The organism is Streptococcus rubneri (genome assembly GCF_004785935.1).
Classification (GTDB): domain Bacteria; phylum Bacillota; class Bacilli; order Lactobacillales; family Streptococcaceae; genus Streptococcus; species Streptococcus rubneri.
Genome location: NZ_SRRP01000001.1, coordinates 472,199 through 496,392, shown reverse-complemented (window position 1 = coordinate 496,392; position 24,194 = coordinate 472,199). Strand labels below are relative to the sequence as shown.

Below are 24,194 nucleotides of genomic sequence, written 5' to 3'. Positions count from 1 at the left end.
CAAAAATTGCCGTTATAATAGACATCAAATAATTCTAAATAATTATTTGACTTTTTCTTCTTCATAGTCGCCATTGCTACATACGACCTGCTTACCACCACCACGAACTTTCTTTTCAACCAAATACTGACCACATTTTGGACAGTCCCGACCGATGGGCTTGTCCCAAGAGGTGAATTCACAGTCCGGATAACGATTGCATCCATAGAAGATACGGTTCCGTTTGGTTTTACGTTCAATGATTTGTCCCTGGTGACAATTTGGACATTCCACCCCAATCTCCTTCACGATGGCTTGGGTATGGTGACAATCTGGGAAATTACTACAAGCATAGAACTTTCCATAACGGCCTAGCTTGATAACCATCGGGCTGCCACAGACTTCACAATCAAAACCAGCTGGTTCGTCTTTGATTTGGATTTTTTCCATCTCTTCTTCAGCCTTCGCGACTTCTTTAGAGAATGGTTTGTAGAAGGCATCAATGACTTTTTGCCACTCTTCTTTTCCGAGTTCGACATCATCGAGTTTCCCTTCCATTTCAGCAGTGAAGGTCACATTGACGATATCTGGGAAAAATTCAACAATCAACTTATTAACGATTTCCCCTAACTCAGTCGGTTCAAAACGTTTAGCTACAAGCTTCACATAATAGCGTTTTTGAATAGTTTCAATCGTCGGAGCATAGGTTGAAGGACGACCCACTCCGTTTTCTTCTAGCGTCTTAATCAGGGTCGCTTCAGAATAACGGGCTGGTGGTTGGGTAAAGTGCTGTTCAGGTTTGCTGTTGACCTGAGTGACAGTGTCCCCTTCTTCCATATCTGGTAGCATCTTATTCTTATCCGAATCGTTATAGATGGCTAAATAACCGTCGAACTTCACTTGACTTCCATTTGCCGTATACTGGACCCCATTTTGCCCTAAACGGACATTCATGGTATCAAACACAGCTGCTGTCATCTGACTAGCTACAAAACGATTCCAGATCAAAGTGTAGAGCTTGAGCTGGTCCTTGTCCAGGTACTTAGCAATTTTCTCAGGCGTATTGTGGACACTAGAAGGACGAATGGCTTCATGGGCATCCTGGGCACCAGAAGCATTCTTAACCCGGCTACCCTGTTTGGAATAATTCGCTCCAAAACGATCCACAATAAACTGAGCTGCTTCATTTTGAGCGACAGGACTAATCCGAGTCGAATCCGTACGCATATAGGTGATCAAACCTTGGACACCTGATCCGATATTGATTCCTTCATACAACTGCTGAGCAACCATCATGGTCTTACGTGTACGGAAGTTAATCTTATTGGCCGCATCCATCTGCATAGAAGAAGTTGTGTAAGGAAGGGGTGCATTGCGTTTGCGCTCCTTTTTCTCTACCTTTTCAACCACGTAATCTTTTCCCTTAAGATGTGAAAGAACTGCTTTCACATCCTCTTGATTTTGCAACTTCATCTTCTTGCCATTCATTCCATAGAAATTGGCTTGAAATTGCTTGGTCCCCTTTTTGAAGGTGCCGTCTATTGTCCAGTATTCTTCTGGTTGGAAGGCATTAATTTCTTCTTCCCGATCAATGATCAATTTAAGGGCAACGGATTGTACCCGACCAGCAGAAAGGCCTTTCTTTACCTTTTTCCAGAGAATCGGTGAAATCGAATATCCTACAATCCGGTCCAAAACACGGCGGGCTTGTTGGGCATCCACCAAATCCATATCAATCTTGCGCGGTTCTTGAAAGGCATTTTTAACCGCATCTTTGGTGATTTCATTGAAGACCACCCGGTTCTTTTCGTCCTTATCCAATTGCAAGATATGAGCTAAATGCCATGAAATAGCTTCTCCTTCACGGTCCGGGTCACTTGCGAGAAAGACTTGCTTAGCTTTTTTAGCTTCTTTCTTCAGGTCATTGATCAAAGGACCTTTTCCTCTAATATTAATATACTCTGGCTCGTAATTGTTATCAAAATCAATCGACATGGTCGATTTTTTCAAGTCCCGAATATGACCCACGCTGGCCATGACTTTATAATTTCTGCCAAGATATTTTTCAATTGTCTTTGCTTTTGCAGGAGACTCCACGATGACTAAATTCTTTTTAGCTGTTGTGGTTTTCTTTTTTGTTTTTGTAGCCACTCTTCTACCTCTATTTTGTAATAAACCTCATAGAGTGTAAACTATTTTTTCCAGGATGTCAACCGTGAAGTTTTCCTATAGGAAAACTCATTTTAAAATTCGAACTCATCTAGAACATCTTTTCCGCTAGTGACAAGCTTTGCTCCCTCCTGAATTAAGTGATGACAACCATCAGATCGACCATCTATGATCGAACCTGGGATAGCAAAAACATCTCGCCCTTCTTCTAGGGCACGTTCACAGGTAATCAAGCTCCCCGAGCGCATACGAGCTTCAGCAACAATTACTCCTCGTGATAGACCAGCAATAATCCGATTGCGTTCTGGGAAATGGTGCTTTTGCGGTCCTTGCCCTGGACCATACTCTGTAAGGACTAGGTAACGTTCGCTCATATGCTTCTGCAACTGTTTATTGCATCGAGGATAATAGACATCTAATCCAGTTCCAATCACCCCTATGGTCTTTCCTCCATTTCGTATAGCTGCATAATGGGAAGCTGCATCAATTCCTTTGGCAAGTCCACTCACCACCACCAATTCATTGTTTAATTCATTGATAATTTTCTCAACAGAATGAATCCCTGTTCGGCTACAACGACGACTCCCAACAACAGCAATTTTTGGGTGTTTGAGCAGATCAATATTTCCTTCATAAAAGAGCAAAACAGGTGGATTGTGCATCCAAAGGAGTTCTTCTGGATACTCCTCATCCATAATGGAAATAGAATCAAACTCTTTAAATTCTTCCCTCAGTATTTGGTCATCAATCCGAATATAACGCTCTATAAAAATAGCCTGATTGCGACACCCTGCTAGCTGAGCAATCTGTTCTAAATCCGGCCAGTCCCCATTCATTTCCCAATAGGATACAATCCTAAATACTTGTTCATTCGAGAGTCCAGCAACCTTTAACTTATAAAGTTCGTATTTGTTCATCATAAAACCTCATTTTCTACTATCTATTTATAATATTCGTAAAAGAAAACAAAAAAAGCTCTAAAAATAGAACTTTTTAATGATTTTCTAAGATTTTAAAATGACAAACTGCCCCTAAAAGATTACTGGAGTTGTGGTAACGAGCTGCTTGAATCTCCACTAAAGAAAATCGTTGCTCCCTACTTTCATCCATCAGGCTTTTATACTGATAGTTGATCTCTTCTAAAAGAAGATCTTGGCTACTAATTCCTCCACCAATCGTGACTTTTTCAAGCCGAACAAGCGACTGAAGATTATAGATCAGAATCGCAATCTCCCGACAATAAGAAATAAATAAGTTTTGTAATTCCTCATGATGACCAGCGTGAAGGGCTTCAAAAACCTGAATGCCATCCTCTTCCGACAGTTGCAAGAGTTGACTAGCCTGGGCTACAAAATTGACAGCTGAGCCTAAATTTTGAACCAAAGTGGAAATCCCATGCTTCAAAATCTCCCTCTGAAATTGTTTTTGTTCTGGAGCCGTTGGTGGCTCTTCTGGGTTCGGCCAACGAAGATAATCCTTGAGATTCCAGGTGGAAATTAAGGAACCATTGGAAGTCAAGGATAATCCTACTCCAGTCCCTAAAACAAAGGTGGCTCCACAGCCACAATCCTGGAGGTTCCCAATTCGAGCTTCCGCCAAACCTGCAGCATCCCCATCGTTGAGGACGGTCACTGGGACTTGAAACGACTTGTTTAAACGAGAAGCTAATGGAATATTTCTCAGATAGGGAATGAGGCCACCTTTAAAGACAAAACCAAGTCGACTATTGATTTCACCCGGACAAGAGATGGCAATCCCAGTCATTCGATTTTGGAACAAGCAAATCACGTGCTCGAGAGCTTCCCAGAATTCCTCAATAGTATCTGGTGTCGGGACTTTAGAAGAATCACTCACCTGATAGGCTTCATCGACTAAGGCATATTTAATAAAAGTTCCTCCAATGTCAAAGGCTAAGAGCATTTCCTTCCCTCCTAATCAACATACGTCATGGACTTAATGGGTTCGAAGCTTCGGCGATGGATAGGAGTAACCCCATATTTTTCCAATCCTTCAAGATGCTTGCTTGTCCCATACCCCGCATTCTGACCAAAATCATAACCTGGATACTCTTGGTCATAGGCTGCCATCATCTGATCCCGGGTCACCTTAGCCACAACAGAAGCTGCCGCGATAGACAGGGAATTAGCATCTCCTTTAATAATGGATGTCTGTGAAATAGGCAAATCTAATTTCATAGCATCGATCAAGAGATGTTGAGGCTGTTGGTCCAATTCTTGAATAGCCTCTAACATGGCTAATTTCGTTGCTTCATAAATATTGACCTGATCAATGACCTGATTGTCTTTAACCCCAATCCCAACCGAAAGAGCCTGATCTAGAACTGCTTGGTAAATAGCTTGATGCTTCGATTTAGGGATTTTCTTGCTATCATTCAAACCTGGGATCTTACAATTTTCAGGCAGAATAACGGCTGCAGCAACTACAGGGCCAGCCAAAGGGCCTCGCCCTACTTCATCTACTCCTGCAATGAGTTGAATCCCTTGAGCATAGAGCTCTTTTTCATAGGCTAACATTTTTTCCAAACGCAGGTCTTCCTCAACTTGCTTTTGGAGTTCGCGTTTTCTTTTACTAATAGCAGCCTGAACACCTGCTCGACCATCGGCGATCAACTCTTCAAACAAGGGATGATCCAGCCTATCAATCATTGCCAAACGCTCTTTGATTTCTCTAATCGTTGGCATCCACTTCACCTACACGATCAAGGGTATAGCGACCCAAACGACCATCGCGTACATCCTTGACAAACAAGCTGTAAAAGCGATCGTAATCATCTCGGAAGCCTAGACGTTGAGTCATCTCCATGATGATTTCCGGTGCTTCCTGTTCCAAATCCATTTGCTTATAGCGTTCTTGCAACTCTTTTGGATAGTGGGATTTAAAATACTCTAGACCAAAAATAGTCACCTCATCCATTGGTAGGAGCTGATCCTTAATGGCACCCGTTAAAGCTAATTTTAAAGCTACATCTTCATCTTCAAATTTTGGCCAAAGAATCCCTGGGGTATCCAAGATTTCGAGGTCCTTATTGGTTTTCAACCACTGTTGTCCCTTAGTCACCCCTGGTTTATTTCCAACGACGGCAATTTTTTTCCCTGCTAAACGATTCATCAGCGTTGATTTACCAGCGTTGGGAATCCCAATAATCATGGTCCGAAGAGTTTCGATTTGAATCCCCCGTTCCTTCTGACGGGCAATTTTATCGGCCATCAAAGACTTAGCCGCATCCGTGACCTTCTTAACCGTTGACTGCTCTTTGGAGTTAATAGACAAGGTTCTGATACCTTGTAATTCGAAATACTCCTGCCATTCTTTTGTTGCGACAGGATCAGCCAAGTCAACCTTGTTTAAAATCATCAATTTAGGTTTGTCACCAACAATTTTTGTTAACATGGGATTTTGACTAGATAAGGGCAAACGCGCGTCCACCAAAACCGTCACAAAATCCACAAATTTCAAATTTTCTTGTACTTGTCTTCTAGCTTTGGACATATGTCCAGGAAACCATTGAATAATCGCCATGAAATGAAATCCTTTCAACATTCAATCCTATCTATTATACCATGAATTCAGATTTTTGCTTTTGAAACTGCTTCCCATTTTCGCCCTACAAAAAAACGAAGCTACAACCGTAACTCCGCGTATTCTTTTATCTTATTTGCTCAAAATGCAAGTGAACAGCAATGTGATCACCATAACCACTTCGTTCCAAATCTCGTTGCAAACGATAAGAAATATAGTGTTCAGCAATGGTAATATAACCAGCACCAAGTAAGCGGTGCTCAACCATTGACTGGATCATGCTGATAGTGGCACGTTCCACTTTCGCTTCTTCCAAATCCATTACAACTTTCTTGGTCACTTGCGCCAAGTTTTGGCGAAGATCATCCGTCAAGACATAGACTGTTTGTGCCGCCTTCAAAACAGCTTGATAGATTTTATCTGGGTCAAATTCTACAACTTCACCACTACGTTTAATGACTTCCATCTTATTCTCCTTGATCATCAATATACTTCTATTATCTTAATAAATAGGGGATTTGTCAAGAATCTAAGACATCAATAATCCGGACGAAGAACTCCCGTAATGATTTCTTTGGTCGCATGGTAATCTCCATCCACTACAACCTTGATGATGCGCTTAGCTTCCTCAGCGGGTGCTGGTACCAATGGCAGACGGGTTGGACCTGCTTCAAATCCCATATAGTTCAAGACTGATTTGACAGGAGCTGGGCTTGGATAAGAGAAGAGAGCATTGACTTTAGGGATAAATTGGCGCTGGATAGCCGCTGCCTTTTTAATATCATTATTCTCAATAGCTTGGAACATTTCATGCATTTCATCACCATTAGTATGAGATGCTACTGAAATCACACCGTCTGCTCCAAGGTTCATAGCGTGGAAAGCATCCCCGTCTTCCCCTGTATAGATGAGAAACTCCTCTGGCTTGTGCTCGATTAAGTAAGCCATATTGGCAAGGGTTGTACACTCTTTGACCCCGATGATGTTTGGATGTTCGGCCAAGCGGAGCATGGTTTCTGGTGTCATTTCGACCACCACGCGCCCAGGAATATTGTAAATAATAATTGGCAAGTTAGAAGCGTCCGCAATAGCCTTAAAATGCTGGTACATACCTTCTTGAGAAGGTTTGTTGTAGTATGGAACAATGGCCAAACCAGCAGCAAAGCCACCAAACTGATCTACTTCCTTTACAAACTCAATGGAATCTCGGGTCTCATTGGTCCCGACACCAGCAATCAAAGGAACACGTCCGTTCACCACCTTTTGAACTGCAGCAAATAATAAGAGCTCTTCATCGTGTGTCAGTGTCGGACTTTCGGCCGTGGTACCAGCTAAGAGAATTCCATCTGTGTGATGGGCTAGTAAATGCTCAATTAAGGGCGGAATAGCCTCAAAGTTGATCGAGCCATCTTCATGAAAGGGGGTGATAAAGGCGGTAATCATTTTACAATCTTTTAAATCTTGATAAGACATTGATGCTCCTTCTCGAATCAATCATAGGGAAGAGGGACAGCACCAAAGTTGATGACTGTCCCCATTACATATTATTCAGTTATAGAATCATTTCAACTCAAACTTCAACTCAGCTGTTGGGCGCACGAGTCCACGTTCATGAAGGGTTTCTGCAATTTGAACTGAGTTCCAAGCAGCTCCTTTAAGAAGGTTATCAGAAACCACCCACATATGGATTCCCTTTTCAGCATCCAAATCTTTACGGATACGACCAACAAAGGTATCGCGAGAACCAACAGCGTTAATCGCTTGTGGGTATACTTGATGAGCGACATCATCTTCCAAGACAGCACCAGGGAAGGCAGCAATGGCCGCTTTCACTTCTTCGATTGGAGCTACTTCCTTGGTCTCGATGTAGACAGACTCTGAGTGAGCTGACAAGACGGGGATACGCACACAAGTTGCAGAAACGGCGATCCTATCGTCTTCCATGATTTTCTTGGTTTCATTGGTCATCTTCATCTCTTCGTAAGTGTAGTCATTGTCAGTGAAGACGTCGATTTGTGGAAGTGCGTTAAAAGCGATTGGATAATGTTTCTTATCGCCACCTGATGGTAAGATTTCTGCATGCAAATCACGTGGATCCACCCCATCATTCAAAACTTCCCGAAGTTCACGTTGGGTTTCAAGAATGGCTCCCATACCAGCACCTGAAACAGCTTGGTAAGTTGAAACGATAATCCGGTTCAAGCCCCATTTCTGACGAACAGGCTCAAGAGCTACCATCATTTGAATCGTTGAACAGTTAGGACAGGCGATAATCCCATTATGGGCATCAAGCGCATGTGCATTTACTTCAGGAACTACTAATGGTACATCTGGATTTTGACGGAAATAAGAAGTATTATCTACTACGACTGCACCTGCCTTTACAGCATAAGGTGCATATTTTGCAGAAGTAGAACCACCAGCTGAGAAGAGAGCGATATCTACCCCTTCGAAGGCAGTTTCTGTTGTTTCTTCAATCGTAATGTCTAGATCCTTAAATTTCAATACCTTACCAGCTGAACGAGCAGAAGCAAGGAAACGAATTTTATCAATCGGAAGATTGGATTCTTCCAACATCTTGATCATTTGAGCACCAACGGCACCTGTCGCACCGACAACAGCAACTGTATATCCCATAGTATAACCTCTTTCGGAATTTTCTAAAAATTTGTGAATTTTATCTATTATACTATTTTTCCTAGTAAATGAAAAGCGTATTTTACATTTATGAAAACAAAAAATCCCGATCAAAGACCGGGATAGTTTCTAGATATATGATGCTTTAATTAAAAATTAATGGATCTCATAATCCAAATCACTTAAATCCTTCTTACCTTGAGTATCTTCCAAAAGGAACTGGACCTGTTGCATCCCTTTGATACCCGCAACTACTGAAGTTGGGAAGGTTACAATGGCTTGGTTGATTTGGCTAATATTGCTATTGACAATGCGTTTAGAAGCTGCCAAATCTTCATTTTCGTCTGCAATTTCTTTTTGCAAGGCCAAGAATTGGTTAGAAGATAAGAGCTCCGGATAATTCTCACCCACTGCTCGGATTTGTGCCAAAACATCATTTTGATTGGCAATAACTTGATTGGATTCTTGGATAGAGGCACCTTGGCGAAGGGCTACCAATTCGCTAAAGACTTTCTCTTCATGTTTGGCATAAGCCTTAGCAACCTTCAACATTTCCGAAATGGTGTCGTAGCGTTTAACCAAGGTGATATCAACCGTCCTCTTTGATTCTTCAATCATGACCTGATAACGGTTCAAGCGATTGCTTTCTCCGATAAACCACATAACAACTACTAGTGCAAAAACAATAAGTGCAATAATGAAACCTGACATCGTCATTCTCCTTTAAAAATATTGGTTAATTCATCAATGATATCAATCTCCATACAGAGTTTTTGATACTCTGCAGCTAAGGAAAGATTCTCAACAGCTTGTTTCTTTCTTGGTGTTGGAAAAATATAGCGATTGGTATACAAGGAAATATAGAGACGATCCTCTACCAAGTAGACACACATCGCATTTTGAGCAATCTGCTTGTCGAACCAATCTAACACCTTAGGCTTCAAAAATTTTCGAGCAGCAAATTCATCCGTACAATAGATATTGTAATTCTCGTTGTTCTGGATATCTTCTGTTTCAATTTGTACCTCATTTTTTCCAGGACCTGGATAGGCTCCTTTGACTTCTCTTTTGAAAAAGAAGGATTTCTTGGTCGGAACCACCCGCATATGTCCTGGGAAGGGACTAGGTGCCTTCAGAGAAAAGAGTTGGCCAACGAAATCCGTCACTTCTTCTTGGACAGTTCTGGTATGCCCATTTGAGTCTGTTTCATACCTGGTCTCTGTATGGTGACCATAAAGGTTGGCGACTGTGAGATTTCTTTCATCATGGAAAGACAGTTGATTAAAGAGATTAAACTTGGTCGACCGAGGACTAACAACCTGTAAGGCATCCATAGCATAGTTTGCAGTCAAAGTTAACTCTGCTTGAGGAAAAACTTCTTTCAGAATAGGACAGAGAAAATCATTAATATAGATTTCGTCATTGGAGCGAACATTATCCCCGAATAAAGCCTTCCTTTTGTTGTATTGAGGTAAATAATAGAAAACTAGAGCAGGAAGAATGATAATAACCGCTCGAAATCTCAAAAGTAGGAAAGATAGAACAGCTAAAATAATACCAAGAATGGTAACGGCCCTCCAATGAAGATTGCTCTTCATCTGTTCCTTCATTAAAAACAGTCTGTCTTGATACTCTTTTGAATTTTCTAGCTCACTAATTCGCTGGGATTTTTCTTGCGACCACCTAGTTGTTGACTGATTTTGTTCAACTTCCATAGACATCTCCTTTCCATGGTTGATATGAAAGACAGCGCTATATCTTTTCACCCATTATACCACTGCGACGAAATAAGAGCAAATTTACTATTGGAGTCTCTTCTTTTTCATAAGAGTTTATAGGACAACAGACTAGATAAGCAATCTAATCAATGAGCTCCTCAGCTAAGAAACCAAAAAATCCCCTACCAAACGGTAAGGGATCGAGGCATCTTTCGATGAGAACAGCCGGTTCACACAACTGTTCAAGGTCCGTTCCTGCGTTACAATTGAATGTAGACCTCCTCAGCGCAAAAGGCTCCTAAGAGCCAATCGACTCATCGCATAAATCTAGTTTACCATGAACATCCACAAACTGTCAAGAAGGTAGGTACTTGCTTCCTTCTCGAATGCTCAAAGGAGATAACTGCTCTCGATATCGCTCGATAAAGGCCCCTACCCAATCTGGATTGACCTTAGAATAGTTGCGTAAGCTCCAGCCGATTGCCTTATTTATAAAGAACTCGCTTTGACCTAGATTATTGAGGATCACTTTTTCTAACAAATCCGTATCTGTTTTTTCTTTCCTCATAAGCTGGTGATCAATGGCAATCCGCCTCAACCAAAAGTCCTGATCCTTACTCCAATCCAGCATAACCTGCTTGGTTTCTGGATAGGTGAAAGTAATCTCTCCTATGATGCGGTCCAACTGATCAATACTATCCCACCAGGACTTGGTCTGAGCTAACTGTTTCAGCTTTGGAAAATCTTCGGGCTTCAAGTTCTTTTTCACTTGATCTAAATAATCCATGGCTACATACTGAAACTCCCGATAGGGTTGTGTCCAACAGGCTTCAACAAAGTCCCAATCGACTGTTTTTCCTATGTGGCCTTTAAAAAATTCTTTCTCAATCCTATGTAAGGTAGGCTTTTGAATACCAAGAAATTTGAAATGCCCCTTCATATAAGCTTCCATATCAGGGACCTTTTCAGGAACTGTTGCTGCTTCTAAAATGGGAATCAAGTCTTCAATCTTCATCTTCTTCCTCACATTTCAAGAGTGTTACTGGCCCATTGATCGTCTTTTGCATCCAGATAATATCATGCCATTTGTTGAACTTATACCCAATCTTTGGGAAATGAGCGACTTGAACATAGCCCCGCTTTTCATGAAGGGCAATACTAGCTGGATTTGGTAGGGCGATGCAAGCTAAAAAACGTAAATAACCACGCGCCTCCAACTCCGACTCTAACGCCTCATACAAACGAGTACCCAGTCTTTGCCCGTAATAATCTTGATCCACATAGACGGATACTTCCACCGCCCAATCATATGCTGATCGATCATAATAGGTTGAGGCATAGGCATAAGCAAGGACTTGACCATCTACTTCAGCTACTAAATAGGGAAATCGTTGAAGGATCTTTTCGATACGCCCTTCAAATTCCTCAATTGTCGGAATCTGGTATTCGAAAGTGATGGCTGTTTTCTCAACATAAGGAGCATAAATCCTGACAAGTTCAGGAGCATCTTTAAGAGTGACTGGTCTTATCTTCAACATGGTCTTCTCGCTTTCTATCTCTCTATTATACCCCAAAAGCACAAAAATAGAGGTTGTCAGCCAACCTCTATATATTTTTTTAGAACAAGCCTAAAGCAGTACCATCTTCTGCTACATCCATGTTCAAAGCTGCAGGACGTTTTGGTAATCCAGGCATAGTCATCACTTCACCTGTCAAAGCAACAATGAAGCCTGCACCAGTCTTAGGTACCAATTCGCGAATGGTAATGTCAAAACCAGACGGCGCCCCGAGGAGACTTGGATCATCTGAGAAACTATATTGAGTCTTAGCCATACAAACAGGTAACTTGTCCCAGCCATTTTTTACGATTTGAGCAATCTGAGTTTTGGCTTTTTTCTCAAAGACAACATTGTCTGCACGGTAAATTTCTTGGGCAATCTTAGTGATCTTTTCTTCAACAGAAAGGTCATTATCATAAAGACGAGAGTAGTTGGCTGGAGTTGTTTCAAGTGTCTCCACTACTGTTTCTGCTAGGGCCACCCCTCCATCAGCACCATCAGCCCAAACGCTCGCCAATTCAACAGGAACTTGAATAGAAGCACAGAGTTCTTTCAGAGCTGCAATTTCAGCTTCTGTATCTGTTATAAATTCATTAATAGCCACCACTACAGGAACCCCGAACTTACGCATATTTTCCACGTGGCGCTCCAAGTTAGCAAAACCTGAACGAACAGCTTCTACGTTTTCCTCAGAAAGAGCATCTTTGGCAACCCCACCATTCATCTTTAAAGCACGGATTGTTGCCACGATCACCACTGCAGATGGGCTAACAGGAAGATTTGGTGTTTTGATATCCAAGAATTTTTCAGCTCCCAAATCCGCCCCAAAACCTGCTTCTGTCACTACGTAATCGGCTAAACGAAGAGCGGTTGAGGTAGCTAAAACAGAATTACATCCATGGGCAATATTAGCAAAAGGTCCACCATGAACAAAGGCTGGAGTTCCATAGATGGTTTGAACCAAGTTTGGCTTGATCGCATCTTTCAGAATCAAGGCAAGCGCCCCTTCTACTTCTAAATCACGGACATAAACTGGACTACGATCATAGCGGTAACCAATGACAATATTAGCCAAACGGCGCTTCAAGTCTTCAATATCTGTCGCCAAGCAAAGGATGGCCATGATCTCAGAAGCAACGGTGATATCAAACCCGTCTTCACGAGGGATCCCGTTAAGAGGGCCACCGAGACCGACAGAAACATGACGCAAAGCACGGTCATTCAGGTCCACTACCCGTTTCCAGATAATCCGACGTTGGTCGATGCCTAGCTCATTTCCTTGATGCAAATGATTGTCGATTAAAGCTGAAAGAGCATTGTTGGCTGTCGTAATGGCATGCATATCACCCGTGAAATGAAGGTTGATATCCTCCATAGGGAGAACTTGGGCATAGCCTCCACCTGCTGCTCCCCCTTTAATCCCCATTACTGGACCTAAGGAAGGTTCACGAATGGCAATCATCGTTTGTTTCCCGACTTTATTTAAAGCATCTGCCAAACCAATGGTGATGGTAGACTTCCCTTCACCTGCTGGAGTCGGATTAATAGCTGTCACCAAGATAAGTTTTCCTGGCTCTTCCTTCTGAACTTCTTGGATCTTATCAAAGGTTAATTTCGCCTTGTACTTCCCATAAAGTTCAAGGTCATTGAAGTCAATCCCCAATTTCTCTACCACATCTGTGATAGGTTTCAATTCAACACTTTGTGCGATTTCGATATCTGTCTTCATCTAAATCTCCTTACTATTTCATACAACTATTATACAGAATTTTCTTCAATTTATAATCCATTTTTTGATATTCAGAAGCCTTTGTTCGTCTTTTGCCTATTCTCTTAAAGGGAAAGCGACCCTATTCTATTTTCCTATTAGAATTTATATGAAATAGCTATAGGATTCTTGTAAGCCTTCTTTCTTCATGAATTTTAGACTAGAAGGGCAGTACAAGCTTCTGTATTCCTCGCTTTACTTAAATATAAAATTCTTGTAAAATAAGCCTATGAATATTTTGATTACTTCTGGTGGAACCAGTGAAAAAATCGATCAAGTTCGCTCTATAACCAATCATTCTACTGGTCAATTAGGAAAAATGATCGCTGAGCGGTTTCTTGACGCTGGCTTCCCTGTGACGCTAGTTACTAGCCCAACGGCTGTTCGTCCAAAAAAGCACCCCCTTTTAACAACGTTTCTAACGGCAAACGTCGCAGAACTTCAGCTAGTTCTAAAGGAACAAACTACCAAACACCAAGTTCTCATCCATGCCATGGCGGTTTCAGATTATAGCCCCATCTATATGACTGGATTTGAAGCTATAAAAGGAGCCAGTAATCTAGAACAATTTCTTCATTGCGCGAATCAAGAGTCAAAAATCTCTTCAGACGACGACTACCAAGTTCTTTTTTTAAAGAAAAATCCTAAGTTGATTTCCCTGGTAAAAATTTGGAATCCTGAGATTCGCTTGATTGGTTTTAAACTCCTAGTTGATGTAGCCCAGGATCAACTACTATCAGTTGCTCGTGCTAGCCTTGAAAAAAATCAGGCAGAAATAATTGTGGCCAATGACTTGAGAGATATCCAAGATGGAAAGCATCGTGCATACTTGATCAGTGAACAAGATGTTCAAGTAGCTGAAACCAAGGCAGAAATCGCACAAAAAATTTATAATTACATTATCAATAAAGGATAAAACCTATGGCCAATATTCTACTAGCTGTAACAGGGAGTATTTCTGCCTATAAGGCGGCAGACATCACCAGTCAATTGACCAAGCTCGGTCACCAGGTGAAGGTTCTCATGACTCCAGCAGCCACAGCTTTTATCACCCCCTTGACTCTCCAATCCCTCTCCAAACAATCTGTCCTAGTGGACCTGATGGCAGAAGAGACACCAGACCAAATCCAACACATTGATTTAGGGAAACAAGCTGATCTCTTTCTAGTCGCTCCAGCTAGTGCCAACACCATTGCAAAATTAGCCCATGGTTTCGCAGATAATATCGTTACTAGTACTGCTTTGGCCCTACCAACAAATGTTAAAAAAATCCTAGCACCCGCTATGAATACCAAGATGTTGGAGCATCCCGCTACACAAAACAATATCGAAACCTTAAAAAGCTACGGCTACCAGATAATCCCTCCACGAGAAGCATTATTAGCCTGCGGGGATCAAGGAGCAGGTGCCTTAGCTACCATTGAAATCATTCTTACTACAATACAGGAGTCCCTTACATGAGAAAATCTTCTTCATCTATTGCACAGATCTCTATCTTTTTTGCGATCATGGTAACCATTCACTACACATCAACCATGATCTTCCAATTCTTCCCTTTTCTAATCCCGCCGACCTTCGTCCATATTCCAGTAGTTATTGCATCTATTCTTTACGGGCCTCGCATCGGTGGTATTCTCGGACTCTTGATGGGGCTCTTCAGCCTAACCATCAATACGATCGTTCAACTACCAAGTAGTTATTTATTCAGTCCCTTTGTTGAAAAAGGGAACCTCTACTCTCTCATTATCGTACTTGTTCCTCGCATTCTCATTGGGATTACTCCTTATTTTGTTTACAAGTTCATTCACAATAAAACTGGGCTCATGATAGCCGCTGCAGCTGGGTCTATGACCAATACCTTCTTTGTTCTTTCAGGTATCTTTATTTTCTTTGCAAAAAATTATCCTGGTGGCATCCAAGCCTTCTTGGGAGCTGTCTTAACCACTAACTCTTTGATTGAAGTACTAGCCACAGTTATTCTAACTCTAGCTATTGTTCCACCTCTCTCAAAAGTAAAAAAATCCTTATAAGACCTCAGTTTTATCACACTTTCTAAAAGAAAGTGTGTTTTTTATTTTTAGTGCATTACCATATAAATTTGAAAACAATTGCTATTGAATCTAGTTTTTTCAGAAAAAAAATGCTATAATGTAAGCGATTAATTTATAGAAATAAGGAGTTGCACTATGACTTATCAAGAAAACTTCCAAAAATGGGCTGATTTCGCTGACCTACCAGATTACCTTCGTCGTGATTTGGAAAACATGGATGAAAAAACCAAAGAAGATGCCTTCTACACAAACCTTGAATTCGGTACTGCTGGTATGCGCGGATTGATTGGTGCGGGTACAAACCGTATTAACATCTATGTGGTTCGCCAAGCAACTGAAGGTTTGGCTCGTTTGATCGAATCTAAAGGTGGAAATGAAAAAGAACGCGGTGTAGCCATCGCCTACGATAGCCGTCACTTCTCTCCAGAATTTGCCTTTGAATCTGCAGCAGTTCTTGCTAAACACGGAATTAAATCTTATGTTTTTGAAAGTCTCCGTCCAACTCCAGAGCTTTCATTTGCTGTTCGTCACCTCAACTGCTTCGCAGGTATCATGATTACTGCCAGCCACAACCCTGCTCCATTTAATGGTTATAAGGTTTATGGTGAAGATGGTGGCCAAATGCCTCCACACGATGCGGACGCTTTAACAACTTACATCCGTGCGATTGAAAATCCATTTACTGTAGAAGTTGCGGATGTGGAAGCTGAAAAAGCTTCTGGCTTGATTGAAGTCATCGGCGAAGCTGTCGATGTGGAATACCTCAAAGAAGTTAAGGACGTTAACATCAACCCTGCCTTAATTGAAGAATTTGGTAAAGACATGAAGATTGTCTACACACCACTGCATGGTACTGGTGAAATGTTGGCTCGTCGTGCTCTTGCCCAAGCAGGATTTGACTCTGTTCAAGTTGTCGAAGCGCAAGCAACTCCAGACCCAGACTTCTCAACAGTTAAATCTCCAAATCCAGAAAGCCAAGCAGCCTTTGCCCTTGCTGAAGAACTTGGTCGTCAAGTAGGCGCTGATGTTCTTGTCGCAACGGACCCTGACGCTGACCGTGTCGGTGTTGAAGTCCTTCAAAAAGACGGTAGCTATCTCAACCTCTCAGGTAACCAAATCGGTGCTATCATGGCTAAGTACATCTTGGAAGCTCACAAAAATGCTGGAACTCTTCCAAAAAATGCAGCCCTATGTAAATCAATCGTATCCACTGACTTGGTAACCAAGATTGCTGAAAGCTACGGCGCAACCATGTTCAACGTCTTGACTGGTTTCAAATTTATCGCTGAAAAAATTCAAGAATTCGAAGAAAAACACAATCACACCTACATGATGGGATTTGAAGAAAGCTTCGGTTACTTGATCAAACCATTCGTACGTGATAAAGATGCCATCCAAGCTGTCCTTGTAGTTGCTGAACTTGCAGCCTACTACCGCTCTCGTGGTTTGACTCTTGCTGACGGTATCGAAGAAATCTACAAAGAGTACGGCTACTATGCTGAAAAAACAATCTCTGTTACTCTTTCTGGTGTTGACGGTGCTGAGCAAATCAAAGCCATTATGGCGAAATTCCGTGAAAATGGTCCAAAAGAATGGAACGCAACAGAAATCACAGTCGTAGAAGACTTTAAAGCACAAACATCCACTGCCGCTGATGGTACTGTAACAGCCTTAACGACTCCTCCAAGTGATGTCTTGAAATACACACTTGCTGATGGTTCTTGGATTGCAGTTCGTCCTTCCGGTACTGAACCAAAAATCAAGTTCTACATTGCCGTTGTTGGAGAAAGCAACGAAGATTCACAAGCTAAGATTGCTAATATCGAAGCTGAAATCAATGCCTTTGTAAAATAAACAATTAAAAGATGAGATCAACCAATCTCATCTTTTTTCGTATCAAAATACAGCAATTTTTCGTCCTTTATGGCATACTAGATTTATAAGAAAGCGAGGTAATCTCATGGAACAATTTTTAGAAGATATTAAAGATCTTGAAGTAACCACTGTTGCGCGTGCGCAAGAAGCCATCGACAAAAAAGAAACAGCAACCTTCTTTATTGGACGCAAGACTTGTCCTTACTGTCGAAAGTTCGCTGCTAAATTAGCAACTGTCGTAGCTGAAACAAAAGCTCATATCTACTTCATTAATAGTGAAGAACCAAATCAACTGGATGCTTTGCAAGCCTTCCGTTCTACCTATGGTATTCCAACTGTTCCTGGATTTCTACATGTCGAAGCCGGTGAAGTTACTGTTCGCTGCGACTCATCTATGTCGGAAGAAGAAATCAAAGTATTCGCTCATCTATAAAAGAAATGAGGCTGGGACAAAAGTCCTAGCCTCTCAATTGTCTTTGGATTGTCGAGCAAGACGCAGTGGTTGAGTGGGCTCTACTACGCTGATTTCATCAGCTTTTACAGCCCTACTCAACTGTGCGGAGGTGGGACGACGAAATCGAATTCTAACGAATTACCGATTTCTGTCCCACTCTCATTTTTCGTTTTCCGTAAAAGTCGTCCAAATCTTTTGCTGGGGTTTAGCAAAAGGATAATTCGAAAATTCTTTAGGTCTTAACCAAACAGTCGATTCACTTGATTCTTGCTCTCCTTCTTTTACCAGACCGTAACGAAGTTGAACCTGCCACTTGCGATGTGAAAAGACATGTTGGACGATGGGATAAGACCTATCCTGCCATTCGATGACCAAGTCATAGTCCTGTTCAAAAGAAAGTATTTCAGGGTTGTCCTCCGCTTCCTGTTTCCCATCCAGTAGAGACAATTGCCCTAGGTTCTCTGTTAGGCTATCCACTTCAATCAAAGGAAAATGCCAAAAGCCTGACAAGAGCCCTTCTCGCTCATTTTTCTCCAACAAGTAACGCCCCTGATTATCCTTGATAATAAAGGCTGTTAAATAGACTGGTACAGGTTTCTTCTTAGGAGCCTTAATGGGATAACGATCCATGGTCCCGTTTTTGTAGGCTCCACTAAACTCCTTAACAGGACTCTCTTCAGGCCGTGGGTTGACTGGGGACTCAATATCTGAGCCCAAATCCATCAAGGCTTGATTGAAGTCACCAGGACGGTCCGGATCAATCAAGAACTCCATCATCGCTTGAAAAATCTTGCGATTGTTCGGGATTCCAATATCATAGTCCACTTCAAACAAGCGCGCCAAAACCCGCATAACATTGCCATCTACTGCTGGCTCTGGCAAGCCAAAAGCAATACTAGAAATCGCACCAGCTGTATACGGACCAATACCCTTGAGTTTAGAGATAGCCTCATAGCTTGATGGGAAAATACCTCCATGGCTCTCCATGATTTGCTGTGCAGCTGTCTGCATGTTGCGGACCCGTGAGTAATAGCCCAAACCTTCCCAAGCTTTCAAGAGCTTTTCTTCAGGAGCCTGAGCTAGATCAGCAATCGTCGGAAACCAGTCTAAAAAGCGCTCATAATAGGGAATAACAGTATCTACCCGTGTCTGCTGAAGCATAATCTCTGAAATCCATATTTTATAGGGATCCTGCGTTCGTCTCCATGGAAGGTCCCGCTTATGCGCATCGTACCATGCTAATAACTTTTCTCGGAAAGAAGCAATTTTTTTCTCCTCCCACATGGTAATTCCGTAATCTTTTAAATCTAACATGTTCTTAGTATACCATAGAATGATACAGGAATAAGAAATTCTGTTTTAAACAGAAAAAGACTCAGGTGGTTCCTGAGCCTAACTAGATTCTTATTGTTCTACCGCTTGAGCAGCTGTAATCAAGGTCAATTTAAAGACATCATCAGCATTACATCCACGAGAGAGGTCATTCACTGGCTTGTTCAATCCTTGCAATACTGGACCGACTGCTGCAAAGCCGCCAAGACGCTCTGCCATCTTGTAACCGATGTTACCAGCTTCAATACCTGGGAAGATAAAGACATTGGCTTGTCCAGCCACCTTGCTTCCTGGAGCTTTTAGAGCTGCAGTTGCTGGTACAAAGGCTGCGTCAAATTGTAATTCTCCATCAATTTCGAGGTCTGGGCGCAACTCATGAGCAAGTTTTGTTGCTTCAACTACCTTATCAACACTTTCACCGAAGCCTGAACCTTTTGTTGAATAGCTCAACATGGCGATTTTTGGATCGATTCCAAACATCTTAGCAGTAATGGCAGAGTTGATGGCAATTTCAGCTAAGCCTTCAGCATCTGGATTGATGTTAATAGCACAGTCTCCAAACAAGTAACGTTCAGATCCACGAACCATGAGAAAAGCACCTGAAGTCCGTTTTACATTTGGACGAGTCTTAATGATTTGAAGAGCAGGACGAACTGTTGCTGCAGTCGAGTGAATAGCACCTGAGACCATTCCATCAACAATTCCCATGTGGACTAACATAACACCAAAGTAGTTGACATCTTCAGTTAAAACTTGACGCGCTTCTTCTTCTGTCATTTTTCCATTACGACGCTCTACCAAGGAAGCCACCATCTCTTCAAACTGAGGGTAAGCTTTTGGATCAATCACTTCATAGCCCTCTAAGATGCCTTCAATTTCAAGATAGATGCTGATTTTATCTGGATTCCCTAGTAAAATAGGGGTAACTTCTGTTTCATTCACAATCCGTTTAGCCGCTTGAAGAATACGTGGTTCTTCACCTTCTGGTAACACAATACGAGCATTCTTACCAACAAGGTTGGCTTTGAGACTTTCGAAAACTTCCATGAGTTTCTCCTTTGAAAAAATTAAATATTTGATAACTGTTGTAAGACTTGGCTAAAATCATCTGGCAAAGAACTTTCAATTCGAAGTTCTTCTTCCAAAAAAGGATGATAAAAAGCCAAGGAATGGCAATGCAAGGCTTGTCTAAGAATCCCATCTTCTAACGACCCTCCATAGAGATCATCTCCCAAAAGTGGAAAACCGATATGGGAAAAATGAACGCGTATCTGATGGGTCCGACCTGTATGCAACTGGATATCCACTAGATGAATATCACCAAAAGACTGAACAACTTGGTAGCTGGTATGAGCATACTTGCCACCTTTTGCTACCTTTCGCGTAATGATGGAGTCTTCATCACGCGCAATGGGAACAATGATGTCACCCTCATCTTCCAGACGGCCTTCTCCCTTAACCAGTGCATAATAGCGTTTTTGAATGGTCTTAGCTTGCAGTTGTTTATCCAAGCGAGCATGGGCATACCCATGCTTAGCAAAGAGCATAATTCCACTGGTATCCTTATCCAAGCGGGTTACAATGTGAACCAATTGATTTTCATAATTTTGACGGACATAATAGCCCTTCACAAAATTCGCAATGGTATTAGAATGAAGAACACTAGGAATCGAAGCCACACCATGGGGTTTGTTTATCACTAAAAAGTGATCGTCTTCATATAGGATATCTAAATCACGATCGATTGCTTCCAAGCCTTCATAGCCGATCTCAGAAGGGATATCAATGGAGACCTTGTCTCCAATATCAAGGAGGTAAATGGCATTTTGTTCGACCCCATTGACTAGGATCTGACCCCCGCAAAACTTAATTTTAGCTAAAAGCCCTTTGGAGATTTGGTGCTTCTTCAGAAAGGTTTTAACCTTGACATGTTCGTCAGCGATAAACTCAAACCTCATTCGTCAATATCTCCGATAAAGGCATCCTTAACCCGATTCCAAAAACTAGTGTGACTAGGACTAGCTACGAAATTGATCTTGTGGTTATCAATCTGGTACTCGATATGCGCGATATTTCGATAAGAATAAGTTGAATTATCGACAGAGAGAATATGGAAGCCTGGCCGAGTTGGAGTGATCTCTATCTTGTCTTTCTTAGGAACGATAATTGACGATCCCAAAGTTCGATACACACGATTGTTCAGACTGGCAATTTCAGCAATCTGTAAGGCCTCAATGGTCGGATGAAGAACTGCTCCCCCCAGAGACTTATTGTAGGCCGTGCTTCCTGTCGGAGTCGATACCGTAATGCCATCTCCACGGAAGCGCTCAAAATGGACCCCATTGATGGTCATGTCTGCCACCATAGTTCGATCACTTCGTTTGATGGTTGCCTCATTTAGGGCCCGCATTATCTTGGTTTCTCCATTCTCAAAAGTGACTTTCACATTTAAGATAGGATATGAAACTTTAGCACCTTTATCATACTTGAGATTTTCTACCAACTTGTCAATCTCATCATCTAAATAGTCTGTATAAAATCCTAAATGTCCTGTGTGAACGCCGACAAATCTCACACGATCTAATTGGGTCTCATATTTATGGAAGGCAGATAGCAACATGCCATCTCCCCCAATGGAGATGACAATATCTGGATGCTTCTCAGTTAAAATAAAATTATTCTTTTTCAATTTGTAGCGAAGTTGTTGAAAAACCTCTTCACTCTGGCGTTTCCGATTTCGAATAATCGAAACCTTTTTACCTGTAGTCCTCATCTGTATCATCACTATTTCCAACACCATCGTTTAACTTACGATGGACCGGATCATATAGGGCTTGTGCCTCCTGAATGGCATCACGAATAGCTCCCATTTCCTCATCCAGTTGGTAAGCCAAATTTGCTGTGATTTCAAGCCGTTTCTTGATCTCGTCTGGAAAATCTCCTTTATATTTGTAATTTAATGAGTGTTCAATGGTGGCCCAGAAATTCATAGAGAGAGTCCGAATCTGAATTTCTGCTAGAATGGTCTCATTGCCACTAATGGTATCTACAGGATACTCCACCACTACGTGATAGCTCCGATAACCACTCGACTTTCTATGCCGAATATAATCTCGTTCCTGTACCACGCGCATATCCAATCGTTTCCGCAAAACTTCCAAGACCTCGTCTACGTCATCGACAAATTGAACCATGATCCGTAAACCTGCAATGTCCTGCATGTCCTGTGCTAGGTTCTCTTCAGAAATACTTCTACGCTCCATCTTCTCGATAATGCTCTCAATCGGCTTTACACGACCAGTTACAAATTCAATTGGGGAATGCTTTTGTTGCTTATGATACTGCTTCCGTATTCCACGTAGCTTAATCTTCAGCTCCCCAACTGCTTGGATATAGGGGTCTAAAAAATTTTCCCAATCAATCGCCATTGAATCACCTTGTCATCTCAAAGTTTTTTGTATAAAATAAACACAGCTATTATTATATCATAAAATGCATCTAAACGAAAGAAAAGGAAGAGAGCATGAACCATTTAGAAATCGAATTTAAGACCTTATTGACCAAGGAGGAATACCTGGCCTTGGAACCCTTTTTCGAAGGCCAAGCAGTCATCTACCAAACTAATCACTATATCGATACACCTACTCATGCTATCCATGACCTCAAAATGGCCTTACGGATCCGTATTCTGCCTGAAAAAGCTGAGCTAACCCTCAAGGTTCCTCAAGATGCTGGCCACTTTGAGTACAATCAATCTCTTAGTCAAGCACAAGTCAATCAATTTTTAACACAAGATCAGCTTCCAAAAGGCGAGATTCATGACTACCTTATCAAACATAACATTCCCGTAAAAGACTTAGCTGTTTGGGGAAGTTTAGAAACAGAGAGACGGGAAAAAAGAATTGAAAATGGCCTCTTAGCCTTTGATCGTAGCCGTTATAACTCGCAAGAAGATTATGAGCTTGAAATGGAAGTTGAGGATGCTTCTGATGAAATCTATTTTCACAAATTTATAAAGGAAAACGGCATTGAATGGAAGCCAGCTAAAAGTAAAGTTGCAAGATTAGCTCAAAGTTTAGCAAAATAGCTGAAATTATTGATATTTTTTGCTAAAATAGGGCTAGATCAAAATATCTAAATGAGGAACATACACATGTCAGAAAAAAACAATATGAAGCTCTTCGCTCTCAACTCTAATCAAGAAATTGCACAAAAGATTGCTGATGTTGCTGGTATCCCTCTTGGGAAACTTTCCTCACGTCAATTTTCAGACGGTGAAATCCAAATCAATATTGAGGAAAGTGTTCGTGGATACGATATTTATATTATCCAATCTACTAGCTTTCCAGTAAACAATCATCTGATGGAATTGCTGATTATGGTAGATGCCTGCCAACGAGCAAGTGCTCACACTGTCAACGTTGTCCTACCATACTTCGGATATGCTCGCCAAGACCGAACTGCTGCTCCACGCGAACCAATTACAGCTAAATTGGTGGCCAATATGTTGGTAAAAGCTGGGGTAGACCGTGTCGTTACTTTGGATCTACACGCTGTTCAGGTCCAAGGTTTCTTCGATATTCCAGTGGATAACTTGTTTACAATTCCTCTTTTTGCTGAACATTACATAGAGCATGGTCTGACTGGTCCTGATGTAGTTGTGGTCAGCCCTAAAAACTCTGGCGTCAAACGAGCTCGCAATCTTGCTGAATATTTAGATACTCCAATTGCTATCATCGATTACGCTCAAGATGATGCTAGCCGGGATCAAGGGTATATTATTGGAGATGTAGCTGGAAAGAAAGCTATTTTAATCGATGATATTCTTAATACAGGAAAAACCTTTTCAGAAGCTGCAAAAATTGTGGAACGTGAAGGGGCAACAGAAATATATGCTGTATCCAGTCACGGCTTATTTGTCAACGGAGCTGCAACATTACTGGATCAATCTCCAATCAAAGAAATCCTCGTTACAGATTCTGTAGCAACCAAGGAACAAAAACCAAAGAATGTTAAGTACATCACAGCAAGTGAATTACTTGGAGATGCCTTGGTACGAATCCAGGAGAAAAAACCGGTCAGTCCACTCTTTGCTTACCACAAGAAATAAGG

General features: G+C 41.6%; 25 protein-coding genes. 7 read left to right on the top strand and 18 right to left on the bottom strand.

The features are described from left to right. Positions 1-42: 42 nt before the first annotated feature. The 13 genes from topA to E5S68_RS02560 form a co-directional block, all read right to left on the bottom strand. Positions 43-2,130: a type I DNA topoisomerase gene (topA, locus tag E5S68_RS02620; RefSeq protein WP_135782234.1), complete on the bottom strand. Its 2,088-nt coding sequence runs from the start codon at positions 2,128-2,130 to the stop codon at positions 43-45. A 92-nt stretch (positions 2,131-2,222) separates the two neighbouring features. After that, complete coding sequence (dprA, locus tag E5S68_RS02615; protein ID WP_135782233.1) at positions 2,223-3,065, bottom strand: DNA-processing protein DprA; 843 nt, start codon at positions 3,063-3,065, stop codon at positions 2,223-2,225. Positions 3,066-3,141: 76 nt separating this feature from the next. Further along, positions 3,142-4,068 carry an ROK family protein gene (locus tag E5S68_RS02610; RefSeq protein ID WP_135782232.1) on the bottom strand — a complete coding sequence of 309 codons (927 nt, stop codon included), beginning with the start codon at positions 4,066-4,068 and terminating at the stop codon, positions 3,142-3,144. A gap of 11 nt (positions 4,069-4,079) precedes the next feature. Beyond that, complete coding sequence (locus tag E5S68_RS02605; RefSeq protein ID WP_135782231.1) at positions 4,080-4,850, bottom strand: ribonuclease HII; 771 nt, start codon at positions 4,848-4,850, stop codon at positions 4,080-4,082. Next, positions 4,837-5,688 carry a ribosome biogenesis GTPase YlqF gene (gene ylqF / locus E5S68_RS02600; RefSeq protein WP_135782230.1) on the bottom strand — a complete coding sequence of 284 codons (852 nt, stop codon included), beginning with the start codon at positions 5,686-5,688 and terminating at the stop codon, positions 4,837-4,839. Before ylqF ends, E5S68_RS02605 begins: the two co-directional genes overlap by 14 nt. 127 nt (positions 5,689-5,815) lie before the next feature. Continuing rightward, positions 5,816-6,154, bottom strand: coding sequence for an ATP cone domain-containing protein (locus E5S68_RS02595; RefSeq protein WP_006597242.1), 339 nt, complete (start codon positions 6,152-6,154; stop codon positions 5,816-5,818). A gap of 71 nt (positions 6,155-6,225) precedes the next feature. Then, positions 6,226-7,161 carry a 4-hydroxy-tetrahydrodipicolinate synthase gene (gene dapA, locus E5S68_RS02590; protein ID WP_135782229.1) on the bottom strand — a complete coding sequence of 312 codons (936 nt, stop codon included), beginning with the start codon at positions 7,159-7,161 and terminating at the stop codon, positions 6,226-6,228. A gap of 87 nt (positions 7,162-7,248) precedes the next feature. Next, on the bottom strand, positions 7,249-8,325 hold the full coding sequence (locus E5S68_RS02585) for an aspartate-semialdehyde dehydrogenase (protein ID WP_135782228.1): 1,077 nt from the start codon (positions 8,323-8,325) through the stop codon (positions 7,249-7,251). Between the two features lie 156 nt (positions 8,326-8,481). Next, entirely contained in the window at positions 8,482-9,036 is a 555-nt protein-coding gene (locus E5S68_RS02580; RefSeq protein ID WP_135782227.1) for a LemA family protein, read from the bottom strand. Positions 9,037-9,038: 2 nt separating this feature from the next. After that, a complete protein-coding gene (locus E5S68_RS02575) occupies positions 9,039-10,040 on the bottom strand; it encodes a DUF3137 domain-containing protein (protein WP_135782226.1) in 1,002 nt (333 codons plus the stop codon). 358 nt (positions 10,041-10,398) lie between these two features. After that, positions 10,399-11,058 (bottom strand): DNA alkylation repair protein, encoded by a 660-nt coding sequence (locus tag E5S68_RS02570; RefSeq protein WP_135782225.1) that lies wholly within the window; start codon positions 11,056-11,058, stop codon positions 10,399-10,401. Then, positions 11,048-11,581: a GNAT family N-acetyltransferase gene (locus tag E5S68_RS02565; protein WP_135782224.1), complete on the bottom strand. Its 534-nt coding sequence runs from the start codon at positions 11,579-11,581 to the stop codon at positions 11,048-11,050. The genes E5S68_RS02570 and E5S68_RS02565 overlap by 11 nt, the downstream gene beginning before the upstream one ends. 79 nt (positions 11,582-11,660) lie before the next feature. Further along, complete coding sequence (locus E5S68_RS02560) at positions 11,661-13,331, bottom strand: formate--tetrahydrofolate ligase (protein ID WP_135782223.1); 1,671 nt, start codon at positions 13,329-13,331, stop codon at positions 11,661-11,663. 268 nt (positions 13,332-13,599) lie between these two features. Here E5S68_RS02560 and E5S68_RS02555 point away from each other — a divergent pair, with 268 nt between their 5' ends. The 5 genes from E5S68_RS02555 (at position 13,600) to E5S68_RS02535 (ending at position 17,729) form a co-directional block, all read left to right on the top strand. After that, positions 13,600-14,286 (top strand): phosphopantothenate--cysteine ligase, encoded by a 687-nt coding sequence (locus E5S68_RS02555; RefSeq protein ID WP_135782222.1) that lies wholly within the window; start codon positions 13,600-13,602, stop codon positions 14,284-14,286. A gap of 5 nt (positions 14,287-14,291) precedes the next feature. Then, entirely contained in the window at positions 14,292-14,831 is a 540-nt protein-coding gene (gene coaC, locus E5S68_RS02550) for a phosphopantothenoylcysteine decarboxylase (protein ID WP_135782221.1), read from the top strand. Then, the gene (locus tag E5S68_RS02545) at positions 14,828-15,400 is read left to right on the top strand and encodes an ECF transporter S component (RefSeq protein ID WP_135782220.1); all 573 of its coding nucleotides are present in this window, start codon (positions 14,828-14,830) and stop codon (positions 15,398-15,400) included. Before coaC ends, E5S68_RS02545 begins: the two co-directional genes overlap by 4 nt. A 156-nt stretch (positions 15,401-15,556) precedes the next feature. Beyond that, a complete protein-coding gene (locus tag E5S68_RS02540) occupies positions 15,557-17,275 on the top strand; it encodes a phospho-sugar mutase (protein ID WP_135782219.1) in 1,719 nt (572 codons plus the stop codon). Between the two features lie 106 nt (positions 17,276-17,381). Continuing rightward, on the top strand, positions 17,382-17,729 hold the full coding sequence (locus E5S68_RS02535; protein WP_135782218.1) for a DUF6568 family protein: 348 nt from the start codon (positions 17,382-17,384) through the stop codon (positions 17,727-17,729). A 180-nt stretch (positions 17,730-17,909) separates the two neighbouring features. Here the strand turns inward: E5S68_RS02535 and mutY are convergent, their stop codons facing one another. The 5 genes from mutY to yjbM all read right to left on the bottom strand — a co-directional run bounded on the left by mutY (position 17,910) and on the right by yjbM (position 22,510). Continuing rightward, positions 17,910-19,064 (bottom strand): A/G-specific adenine glycosylase, encoded by a 1,155-nt coding sequence (gene mutY / locus E5S68_RS02525; RefSeq protein ID WP_135782217.1) that lies wholly within the window; start codon positions 19,062-19,064, stop codon positions 17,910-17,912. Positions 19,065-19,154: 90 nt separating this feature from the next. After that, complete coding sequence (gene pta / locus E5S68_RS02520) at positions 19,155-20,129, bottom strand: phosphate acetyltransferase (RefSeq protein ID WP_135782216.1); 975 nt, start codon at positions 20,127-20,129, stop codon at positions 19,155-19,157. A gap of 20 nt (positions 20,130-20,149) precedes the next feature. Further along, positions 20,150-21,040: an RluA family pseudouridine synthase gene (locus tag E5S68_RS02515; RefSeq protein WP_135782215.1), complete on the bottom strand. Its 891-nt coding sequence runs from the start codon at positions 21,038-21,040 to the stop codon at positions 20,150-20,152. After that, the gene (locus tag E5S68_RS02510) at positions 21,037-21,855 is read right to left on the bottom strand and encodes an NAD kinase (protein WP_279635618.1); all 819 of its coding nucleotides are present in this window, start codon (positions 21,853-21,855) and stop codon (positions 21,037-21,039) included. Before E5S68_RS02510 ends, E5S68_RS02515 begins: the two co-directional genes overlap by 4 nt. Beyond that, entirely contained in the window at positions 21,839-22,510 is a 672-nt protein-coding gene (gene yjbM, locus E5S68_RS02505) for a GTP diphosphokinase (RefSeq protein ID WP_135782213.1), read from the bottom strand. Before yjbM ends, E5S68_RS02510 begins: the two co-directional genes overlap by 17 nt. Positions 22,511-22,605: 95 nt before the next feature. Here yjbM and E5S68_RS02500 point away from each other — a divergent pair, with 95 nt between their 5' ends. Then, positions 22,606-23,169, top strand: a complete 564-nt coding sequence (locus tag E5S68_RS02500) for a CYTH domain-containing protein (RefSeq protein ID WP_135782212.1) — start codon at positions 22,606-22,608, stop codon at positions 23,167-23,169. Between the two features lie 66 nt (positions 23,170-23,235). After that, on the top strand, positions 23,236-24,192 hold the full coding sequence (locus E5S68_RS02495) for a ribose-phosphate diphosphokinase (RefSeq protein WP_135782211.1): 957 nt from the start codon (positions 23,236-23,238) through the stop codon (positions 24,190-24,192). Positions 24,193-24,194: the final 2 nt, after the last annotated feature.

What these genes read in the sequence shown, in the direction of transcription:
- mutY (WP_135782217.1), bottom strand. Translation starts at nt 19,064, where the DNA reads ATGTTAGATTTAAAAGATTACGGAATTACCATGTGGGAGGAGAAAAAA.
- E5S68_RS02535 (WP_135782218.1), top strand. Translation starts at nt 17,382, where the DNA reads ATGGAACAATTTTTAGAAGATATTAAAGATCTTGAAGTAACCACTGTT.
- E5S68_RS02565 (WP_135782224.1), bottom strand. Translation starts at nt 11,581, where the DNA reads ATGTTGAAGATAAGACCAGTCACTCTTAAAGATGCTCCTGAACTTGTC.
- E5S68_RS02560 (WP_135782223.1), bottom strand. Translation starts at nt 13,331, where the DNA reads ATGAAGACAGATATCGAAATCGCACAAAGTGTTGAATTGAAACCTATC.
- E5S68_RS02570 (WP_135782225.1), bottom strand. Translation starts at nt 11,058, where the DNA reads ATGAAGATTGAAGACTTGATTCCCATTTTAGAAGCAGCAACAGTTCCT.
- E5S68_RS02540 (WP_135782219.1), top strand. Translation starts at nt 15,557, where the DNA reads ATGACTTATCAAGAAAACTTCCAAAAATGGGCTGATTTCGCTGACCTA.
- E5S68_RS02515 (WP_135782215.1), bottom strand. Translation starts at nt 21,040, where the DNA reads ATGAGGTTTGAGTTTATCGCTGACGAACATGTCAAGGTTAAAACCTTT.
- dprA (WP_135782233.1), bottom strand. Translation starts at nt 3,065, where the DNA reads ATGAACAAATACGAACTTTATAAGTTAAAGGTTGCTGGACTCTCGAAT.
- ylqF (WP_135782230.1), bottom strand. Translation starts at nt 5,688, where the DNA reads ATGGCGATTATTCAATGGTTTCCTGGACATATGTCCAAAGCTAGAAGA.
- E5S68_RS02575 (WP_135782226.1), bottom strand. Translation starts at nt 10,040, where the DNA reads ATGGAAGTTGAACAAAATCAGTCAACAACTAGGTGGTCGCAAGAAAAA.
- pta (WP_135782216.1), bottom strand. Translation starts at nt 20,129, where the DNA reads ATGGAAGTTTTCGAAAGTCTCAAAGCCAACCTTGTTGGTAAGAATGCT.
- dapA (WP_135782229.1), bottom strand. Translation starts at nt 7,161, where the DNA reads ATGTCTTATCAAGATTTAAAAGATTGTAAAATGATTACCGCCTTTATC.
- coaC (WP_135782221.1), top strand. Translation starts at nt 14,292, where the DNA reads ATGGCCAATATTCTACTAGCTGTAACAGGGAGTATTTCTGCCTATAAG.
- E5S68_RS02605 (WP_135782231.1), bottom strand. Translation starts at nt 4,850, where the DNA reads ATGCCAACGATTAGAGAAATCAAAGAGCGTTTGGCAATGATTGATAGG.
- yjbM (WP_135782213.1), bottom strand. Translation starts at nt 22,510, where the DNA reads ATGGCGATTGATTGGGAAAATTTTTTAGACCCCTATATCCAAGCAGTT.
- E5S68_RS02510 (WP_279635618.1), bottom strand. Translation starts at nt 21,855, where the DNA reads ATGAGGACTACAGGTAAAAAGGTTTCGATTATTCGAAATCGGAAACGC.
- E5S68_RS02495 (WP_135782211.1), top strand. Translation starts at nt 23,236, where the DNA reads ATGTCAGAAAAAAACAATATGAAGCTCTTCGCTCTCAACTCTAATCAA.
- E5S68_RS02585 (WP_135782228.1), bottom strand. Translation starts at nt 8,325, where the DNA reads ATGGGATATACAGTTGCTGTTGTCGGTGCGACAGGTGCCGTTGGTGCT.
- E5S68_RS02545 (WP_135782220.1), top strand. Translation starts at nt 14,828, where the DNA reads ATGAGAAAATCTTCTTCATCTATTGCACAGATCTCTATCTTTTTTGCG.
- E5S68_RS02580 (WP_135782227.1), bottom strand. Translation starts at nt 9,036, where the DNA reads ATGTCAGGTTTCATTATTGCACTTATTGTTTTTGCACTAGTAGTTGTT.
- E5S68_RS02500 (WP_135782212.1), top strand. Translation starts at nt 22,606, where the DNA reads ATGAACCATTTAGAAATCGAATTTAAGACCTTATTGACCAAGGAGGAA.
- E5S68_RS02595 (WP_006597242.1), bottom strand. Translation starts at nt 6,154, where the DNA reads ATGGAAGTCATTAAACGTAGTGGTGAAGTTGTAGAATTTGACCCAGAT.
- E5S68_RS02555 (WP_135782222.1), top strand. Translation starts at nt 13,600, where the DNA reads ATGAATATTTTGATTACTTCTGGTGGAACCAGTGAAAAAATCGATCAA.
- E5S68_RS02610 (WP_135782232.1), bottom strand. Translation starts at nt 4,068, where the DNA reads ATGCTCTTAGCCTTTGACATTGGAGGAACTTTTATTAAATATGCCTTA.